Source organism: Massilistercora timonensis, from assembly GCF_048354975.1.
In the GTDB taxonomy this organism is placed as follows: domain Bacteria; phylum Bacillota; class Clostridia; order Lachnospirales; family Lachnospiraceae; genus Massilistercora; species Massilistercora timonensis.
Map to the genome: position 1 here is coordinate 1 of NZ_DBGCJQ010000023.1, position 7,327 is coordinate 7,327.

Sequence of the window (7,327 nt, forward strand, 5' to 3'; positions counted from 1 at the left end):
CGGCTGTGGGACGCCCTGAAGAAGAAGGGGCTGTCCGAGCGGCAGCTGGATAAGATATGGAGCGGCAACGCGCTGCGGGTGATTCCTTAAAAGAGCCAGCCTGGAGGGAAGAATTTTCATTTTTTCGTAATTTCCTCTTTTCCAAACGGAAAACTTATGCTATAATGACGGAGTTCGCAGATGTAGTTCATCGGTAGAACACCAGCTTCCCAAGCTGGGGAGGCGGGTTCGACTCCCGTCATCTGCTTAAGAAGAGCCGGAAACGTTGAGGATTCAGCGTTCCCGGCTTATTTTGAAATAAGAACGGATGAGGAGGGACAGCATGAAAATAGTATTTCTGGACGCAAAAACCATCGGCGACGATATTGATCTGTCCGGTTTCGACCGGCTTGGTGAAGTGGTAAAATACGGATTTTCCACCTCGGAGCAGGTTCCGGAGCGGATCCGGGACGCGGATGTGATCATTGTTAATAAAGTACAGGTCAATGAATCCACCATCGGCGGCGCCGGGAATCTGAAGCTGGTATGCGTGACCGCTACCGGTACCAATAACCTGGACAAAGAATACCTGGACAGGCGGGGCATCGCCTGGAGAAATGTGGCGGGCTACTCTACGCAGTCGGTTGCCCAGCACACCTTCGCCATGCTGTTCTATCTGCTGGAGAAGCTGCGCTATTATGACGATTATGTGAAGGAAGGCCGGTATGTGAACGACACGGTTTTCACCCATTTCGAGGAGCGGTTCTTCGAACTTGCAGGGAAGCGCTGGGGGATCATCGGCCTGGGGGATATCGGGAGGCAGGTGGCTTCCATCGCGGAGGCCTTCGGGGCGGAAGTGGTGTATGCTTCGCCTTCCGGGGGAAAGCCGCAGGAAGGATACCATCAGGTGGATCTTGAGACGCTTCTTGCCACCTCGGACATCATTTCCGTCCATACGCCGCTGAACCGGTATACTCAGGGATTGATCGACGGGGAAGCGCTTGGCAGGATGAAGAAAAGCTGTATCCTCCTGAATCTGGCCCGGGGTCCCATCGTGGTGGAAGAGGATCTGGCCCGGGCGCTGGAAGAGGGGACGATCCGGGCGGCAGGTCTGGACGTGCTCTCGGTGGAGCCTATGAGTCCGGAGAATCCGCTGCTTCGGATCAAAGACAGCCGGAAGCTTTTTATCACGCCTCACATTGGCTGGGCCAGCGTGGAGGCCAGGACCCGGCTGATGGAGATCATCCTTATGCAGGTGAAGGAATTCTTTCAGATGTAACAGGATCGGAATAAAGAGAGAACGCGGACCAGTCAGATCTGGCCCGCGTTTTTGATAAATTCTTCCATTGCCCGGGTGACGAACCGGGTCTGTTTGTAATAGAAGAAGATGCTGCGTCTGGTCTGGGGATTGTCCAGCTTATAGAAGCAGCATTCCCGGGCGTCGGGGATATGCTTAAGGAGGGTGTCCCCTACAAAGGTGACGCCCATGCCGTAGCGACAGATGTTGAAGGCGGTTACCTGCTGGTCCAGTTTCAGGATCACATTGGGAGTGACGCCCTCGATCTGGCAGATCTTCTCTGCCCGGGAGCGGGTGTCGTTGCCGGAGCGCAGGAAGATAAAAGGTTCCCCGGCGAAATCCTGCAGTGAGATGCAGGGGAAATCCGTCTCCAGGTGCCGGTTTTGGCGGATGTCCTCAAGGGTCAGCTGACAGGCCTGGTTCTTCTGATTGGAGGAAAACGACCTGGGCACCGCCAGAAGAAGGGTTTCCTCCGCCAGAAAATGAGGATGGTAGACGGCTTCCGGGAACTGGCAGTTGTCGATCACCAGATCCAGGGAGCCCCGGAACAGCTGATCCATAAGCTGTGGGGTGTCCGCCTCTACCAGATGGATCTTCACCAGAGGGTACTTCCGGGTAAAACGGGCGATCATAGGCGGCAGGATATAAGAAGCGAAAAGATTACTCCCGCCGATGGCGATCTGGCCGGTCTTCAGTTCGTTGAGATCGTTAAGATAATTTTCAAACCGGTGCTGGATCTCCATGATCTCTTCCACAGAGCGGATATAATGTTCCCCGCACTCTGTAAGCTGGATGGGGCTTACGCTGCGGTCAAAGATGGGCGCGCCGATTTTCTCCTCCACCTTTTTGACGGCGGCGCTCAGAGAAGGCTGGCTGATATAAAGATTTGCCGCAGCTTTGGAAAAGCTTCGCTCTTTGTAGACTTCATAAATGTATTGCATGGAATGGAACATGGTTTTCGCCTCCCGGTAGGTTTCTATACAGTTTCATTATAAGCGGTGGAAAGGAAGAAGGCAATCAAGTTTAAGAGTATCTTAAGTTGCCTCCCGGGGGAGGCGTATTGTATAATGGAGTTCCGATAAGGAGAGATCCAGATGACGAAAGAGAAGAAATATTCCAGGCGAAAGCAGCAGGTAAAGCGGCAGATCCTTTTGATCGTGGTTGTGGCAGTCCTTGCGGTGGGATCCCTGGGTACTTATATAGTTCGGTCTTCTGCGGGAAAGCAGGAGGCGACAGAAGCGGCAGGGAGTCCGGGTGCGAAGACCGATACAGGCGCGCCGGAGGATCCCTCAGGAGGGGAGACACAAGAGGAGCGGCTTGCCCGGGTGAAAAGGACTGCGGTGGAGGAAAACTACCCGGAAGAAGTGGTGGAACTGCTGGACAAGAATGAAGAAACGGTGGAGTTCGTGGAAGCATATCCCAACAAAAAGGATTGCGCGCCTGCCAGGACCATCGGGACAGATCTGACGAAGGGGGAGATCCCGGAACTGATCCAGTGGGACGGACGGTGGGGGTATACATCCTATGGGACCAGCGTGGTGGCTGCCAGCGGCTGCGGCCCTACCTGTCTTGCCATGGTGGCGGCAGGGCTGACCGGCGACCCTTCTGTCACACCTGCCAGGGTGGCGGCTTACAGTGACAAGCACGGATATGTGGATGAGAATAACAATACCTACTGGCGGCTGATGAGCGAGGGCTGCAGGGATTTTGGGCTTTCCTGCTATGAAGGGGAGATCCGGGAGTCTGCGGTGGTCAGTGAGTTGAAGGCGGGGCACCCTGTTATCTGCAGTGTGGGGCCGGGGGATTTCACGGACAAGGGACATTTTATCGTACTGGCCGGCTGTGAGGACGGGAAGATCAAGGTGAACGATCCCTTCAGCCTGGCCAATACACAGAAACTGTGGGATTTTAAGCGCCTGAAGGGGCAGATCAAGGCGCTGTGGGTGTATTCGGCGGAAAAGTAGAGGAGAGAGATCCGGGAGTGGAGATTCCATTTCCGGATCTTTTTTTATTCATTATGAACAAAATCGGGAAAGAAAAATTGTGAAGAATTTAAGCTGTTATAGAATTGACAAACTTGTGTGCTCTGGTGTATCCTTTCTATAAAAGGACATATTAGGGACATGTCCCCAATTAAAGCGAGAAAGAGATGGCGGACTGGATCGAGGATTATCTTGCCAAAAGAGGTATTTCCTTCCAGTCTGACCATGCAGGGGAAGCCTATGGCGGAAACGGAAGAAACATAGTGGCTTTCATTCCCGGGACCAAAAAAGGGATCCCGCTTGGATTTGCGGCCCATATGGATCAGATCGAGCCCTGCAGGAATGTGAAAGCGATCCAGGAAGGAGACATCATCCGCACAGACGGGACTACTACCCTGGGCGGAGACGATAAATCCGGGATCACGGCGATCCTGGAAGCAGTGGAAGATCTTCTGGAGACAAACGCAGAGCACAGAGACATCTACCTGGTCTTCACTTCTTCGGAAGAGATCAGTATGATGGGTACAAAGCACATGGATCTTGACATGCTGCCCTGTAAGGATCTTGTGATCGCAGACGCTACCGGAGATACCGGCGTGATCGCTTATAAAGCGCCCGGCATGGAGGCGATCCGTGTGGTATTCCACGGGAAGAAAGCACATGCCGGTATCGAGCCGGAGAAAGGGATCAATGCCATCAAAGTGGCGGCGGAGGCTATCTTCCCATGCGGACGGACCGGAAGCTGTCCAAGCTGTACCGGGAGAATATGATCCGATACGGAGGCGCCGGGGAGGATTCCTTTGTAGAACTCTATGAGACGGCGGGATCCACGGATCTGGGGGATCTGTCCCAGATGAAGCCCTGTATGCATATCTGGACGGAAGGCGTGACAGGCGGACTTCATTCCAGAGATTACCGGATCGACGATCTGGAGAAAGCATATCTCCAGCCGGCGAAGATGCTGGCGCTGACGTTGATCGACCTTCTGTATGCAGATGCCGGGAAAGCAAAGCAGATACTGAAGGAATATGATCCAGTCTATACAAAAGAAGAATATCTTCATCTTCTAGAAGACAATTCCAGGGTTGAAATCTTTGATGCAACCGGCGTATAATGTCTGTAGAGATGCGGCGCGCATGGAAAGCGCGCCGTTTTTTTATCATTTGTAAGGAATATGGTGGGAAACATGCGGATCGGGATCATCGGACCGGAATCCTCCTGTCAGATCATTGAGAAATACATCAGACAGCTGGATCCTGAAGTTGAAGTAAAAAGTTATCCAAAGGAAAGAGTCAATGCCTGTGCCTCTGTGACAGAAACCTGTATGGAGGAATGCGATGCCATCCTTTTCTCCGGGTGCGCGGTGGAAAGCTTCGTGACGGAGGAGATCGAGGTGCGAAAGCCCTATACTTCCGTGGAGAAATCAGTGATCAGTGTTGCCGGCGCCTTTGTGGAGATGCAGAAAAAAGGCATGGAGTTGGATGCCTTCAGCATTGATGTGGTGGAGAACCACCTGATCGAAGATCTGCTGGAGGCGTTCCATATCCTTGCCAGGAATATTTACTCCAGCTCCTTCCAGCCCGGGGTGGACGAGGAAGAGTATATCCGGTGGCACAGCCGGCTTCAGAGGGAGGGCAAGACCAAGGTGGCCCTCACCGCATTTGCGTGGGTGTACGCCAAGCTCAGAGAAGAAGGGTTAAACGCCATATACCTGGACCCTACAAGGATGATGGTCCGCCATGCCCTGGAGAAGCTGAAAGGCGCATACGCCCTGAACCGGGCGGAATATTCCAGGATCTCTGTGGCGATCCTTCAGCTTGAGAACCTGGAACGGCAGGAGGAAAACTATTACCAGACGATGCTGGAGAAGACGGAGGTTGAAAAGGAGATCATCCAGTATGTGAAATCTGTCCAGGGAGCGGTCTTTGAGTTTGGAAGAAAAGAGTATGTGATCTTCGCAAACGCCGGACTTCTGGGAGAGAAGAAGCATCAGAGCGGCATCCTGAAGCTGCAGCAGGATATCCGGAAGAAGGGGATCTGTATGAACGCAGGCATCGGGATGGGGATCACTGCCTACCGGGCGGAGACCAATGCCCGGGATGCCCTTGCTTATGGGATGAAAAGAAACCGGCAGGAAATCTATTGCATCAATGCGGAAAATGTTATGGAAGGTCCCTTTGGACAGGAGCAGCAGTTGAAATACGAGCTGATCTCCTCTGATCCGAAGATCCGGGATATTGCGGCAAGGACCGGATTGAGCGAAAGGTCTGTCTTAAAGATCATGGCGATCGCACAAGCCCGGAAGAGTTATGTCTTTGACGCCCATGAGCTTGCGGATTGCCTGGAAGTGACGGCCCGCAGCGCCAGAAGGATCATGAACAAGATCATGGATGCAGGCCTGGGAAAAGTCTATGCAAAGGAAACGGCGTCTGCAGGAGGACGGCCAAAGACTTTGATCGAGATCTTGTTCTGATCAGTTTGAAAGGAATGACGGAATTGAATCAAGAAATGAAATATGTGCTCAGGCGCTATCTGATCCTTATGATCGGCCTTGCGGTCATGGCGGTGGGAGTTGCCTTTTCCATCAAGGCGGATCTGGGGACTTCTCCTGTCTCCAGTGTCCCCTATGTGATCAGTTTATTTACGCCTCTGACGGTGGGGACAGTGACTATTCTGATGCACGGTGTGTTCATCCTGATGCAGATCCTGATCCTGAGGAAGGATTATCATCTCATCCAGCTGATGCAGCTTCCGGCTGCATTTTTCTTTGGCTATCTGACGGATTTCGGCGTGTGGGCGCTCCAGGGGATCCACTACGGCAGTTACTGGCAGCAGTGGATATTCTGCGTGATCGGGATATTGCTGCTGGGCGTTGGCGTATTCCTGGAGGTGAAGGCGGGAGTGGTAGTCCTGGCCGGAGAAGGGCTGGTCCTTGCCATCTGTCAGGTACTTCCGGTAAAATTTGGAAATATGAAGGTGGCCTTTGACGTGGCCCTGGTGGTGACGGCCTGTGTCCTGGGACTTGTTTTTACCGGACAGATCCAGGGCGTGCGGGAAGGAACTGTGGCTGCAGCCATCCTGGTGGGGCAGATCGCGAAACGGCTGGGGAAGCTTATGGAGAGATGGAAACTGGAAGATCTGTAGGCAGAGGCCTGCTTCTTAGATGAGAGAGAAACGGATGTGAAGATCGGATGACAACAGACATGACAGAAGGGAAGATCGTCCCTCAGCTTACAGGATTTGCGATACCGCTGGTACTGGGCAACCTGTTCCAGCTTACCTACAATGCTGCGGACTCGGTGATCGTGGGAAAATTTGTGGGCGAGGAAGCTCTGGCGGCGGTGGGGACCGCCGGCCCCATTATGAATATGATCATTCTCTTTATCAGCGGGATGTGCATGGGCGCAGGGATCCTGATGAGCACTCAGTACGGGGCCAGAAGATATGACCGTCTGCGGCGGCAGATCAGCACTACGCTGCTGGGAGGGCTTGCGTTTTCCGCAGTGACCGCCCTGATCCTGATCCTGGCCGCCAGGCCGCTGCTTGCTCTTTTGCAGGTGCCGGCGGATATCCTGGAGGCGTCGGTTTTATATCTGCGGATCATATTCACAGGTCTTTTGTTCACCTTTGTGTATAACTTTTTCTCCAACACCCTGCGTGCCCTGGGGGACAGCGTGGCGCCGCTCTATTTTCTGATCATCAGCGCGCTGTTCAATATCGGGCTGGATCTTCTGTTTATCGTGGTCTTCGGATGGGGTGTGGCAGGAGGCGCTGCGGCTACGGTGTTAAGCCAGGGGATCTGCTGTCTCTTCAGCGTGATCTATATTAAGAAGAAGGTGCCGCTTCTGTGCCTGGGGAAGGAGTGGAGGGTCTTTGACCCGTCTGTCCTGTGGCGGACCTTTACCTACGGGATCACCAGCGCGCTGCAGCAGATGTGTATCCAGCTGGGGAAGATCTGCGTGCAGACGGTGGTGAATGTACAGGGGGTAGCCTTTATCGCCGCATTTACCGCTATTAACCGGGTGGATGACTTTGCCATGACTCCGCAGGGGAATATCGCCCATGCGGC

General features: G+C 53.5%; 8 protein-coding genes and 1 tRNA gene. 8 read left to right on the forward strand and 1 reads right to left on the reverse strand.

Annotation, left to right across the window (positions count from 1 at the left end):
* The first annotated feature begins 176 nt into the window (after positions 1–176).
* Together ACML7B_RS02025 and ACML7B_RS02030 are read left to right on the forward strand one after the other, a co-directional pair.
* Positions 177–247, forward strand: a tRNA-Gly gene (locus ACML7B_RS02025).
* A gap of 75 nt (positions 248–322) precedes the next feature.
* Positions 323–1,258 (forward strand): D-2-hydroxyacid dehydrogenase, encoded by a 936-nt coding sequence (locus ACML7B_RS02030; protein WP_418539126.1) that lies wholly within the window; start codon positions 323–325, stop codon positions 1,256–1,258.
* A gap of 32 nt (positions 1,259–1,290) precedes the next feature.
* On the opposite strand, the gene ACML7B_RS02035 is transcribed toward ACML7B_RS02030, so the two are convergent.
* On the reverse strand, positions 1,291–2,229 hold the full coding sequence (locus ACML7B_RS02035) for a LysR family transcriptional regulator (RefSeq protein WP_106790116.1): 939 nt from the start codon (positions 2,227–2,229) through the stop codon (positions 1,291–1,293).
* Between the two features lie 141 nt (positions 2,230–2,370).
* Here ACML7B_RS02035 and ACML7B_RS02040 point away from each other — a divergent pair, with 141 nt between their 5' ends.
* The 6 genes from ACML7B_RS02040 to ACML7B_RS02065 form a co-directional block, all read left to right on the forward strand.
* Positions 2,371–3,240 (forward strand): C39 family peptidase, encoded by an 870-nt coding sequence (locus ACML7B_RS02040; protein WP_418539127.1) that lies wholly within the window; start codon positions 2,371–2,373, stop codon positions 3,238–3,240.
* 185 nt (positions 3,241–3,425) lie between these two features.
* Positions 3,426–4,028: a M20/M25/M40 family metallo-hydrolase gene (locus ACML7B_RS02045; protein WP_418539128.1), complete on the forward strand. Its 603-nt coding sequence runs from the start codon at positions 3,426–3,428 to the stop codon at positions 4,026–4,028.
* Entirely contained in the window at positions 3,983–4,372 is a 390-nt protein-coding gene (locus tag ACML7B_RS02050; RefSeq protein ID WP_418539129.1) for a hypothetical protein, read from the forward strand. Before ACML7B_RS02045 ends, ACML7B_RS02050 begins: the two co-directional genes overlap by 46 nt.
* A gap of 60 nt (positions 4,373–4,432) precedes the next feature.
* Positions 4,433–5,731, forward strand: a complete 1,299-nt coding sequence (locus ACML7B_RS02055; RefSeq protein ID WP_418539131.1) for a hypothetical protein — start codon at positions 4,433–4,435, stop codon at positions 5,729–5,731.
* A gap of 14 nt (positions 5,732–5,745) precedes the next feature.
* Positions 5,746–6,402 (forward strand): YczE/YyaS/YitT family protein, encoded by a 657-nt coding sequence (locus ACML7B_RS02060; protein WP_418539132.1) that lies wholly within the window; start codon positions 5,746–5,748, stop codon positions 6,400–6,402.
* A gap of 47 nt (positions 6,403–6,449) precedes the next feature.
* A partial coding sequence (locus ACML7B_RS02065) for an MATE family efflux transporter (protein WP_418539133.1) occupies positions 6,450–7,327 on the forward strand: 878 nt, incomplete at its 3' end.

Bases quoted from the DNA above. Each gene is read 5' to 3' on its own strand.
- ACML7B_RS02030 (WP_418539126.1), top strand. From the start codon at position 323: ATGAAAATAGTATTTCTGGACGCAAAAACCATCGGCGACGATATTGAT.
- ACML7B_RS02040 (WP_418539127.1), top strand. From the start codon at position 2,371: ATGACGAAAGAGAAGAAATATTCCAGGCGAAAGCAGCAGGTAAAGCGG.
- ACML7B_RS02035 (WP_106790116.1), bottom strand. From the start codon at position 2,229: ATGTTCCATTCCATGCAATACATTTATGAAGTCTACAAAGAGCGAAGC.
- ACML7B_RS02050 (WP_418539129.1), top strand. From the start codon at position 3,983: ATGCGGACGGACCGGAAGCTGTCCAAGCTGTACCGGGAGAATATGATC.
- ACML7B_RS02055 (WP_418539131.1), top strand. From the start codon at position 4,433: ATGGTGGGAAACATGCGGATCGGGATCATCGGACCGGAATCCTCCTGT.
- ACML7B_RS02060 (WP_418539132.1), top strand. From the start codon at position 5,746: ATGACGGAATTGAATCAAGAAATGAAATATGTGCTCAGGCGCTATCTG.
- ACML7B_RS02045 (WP_418539128.1), top strand. From the start codon at position 3,426: ATGGCGGACTGGATCGAGGATTATCTTGCCAAAAGAGGTATTTCCTTC.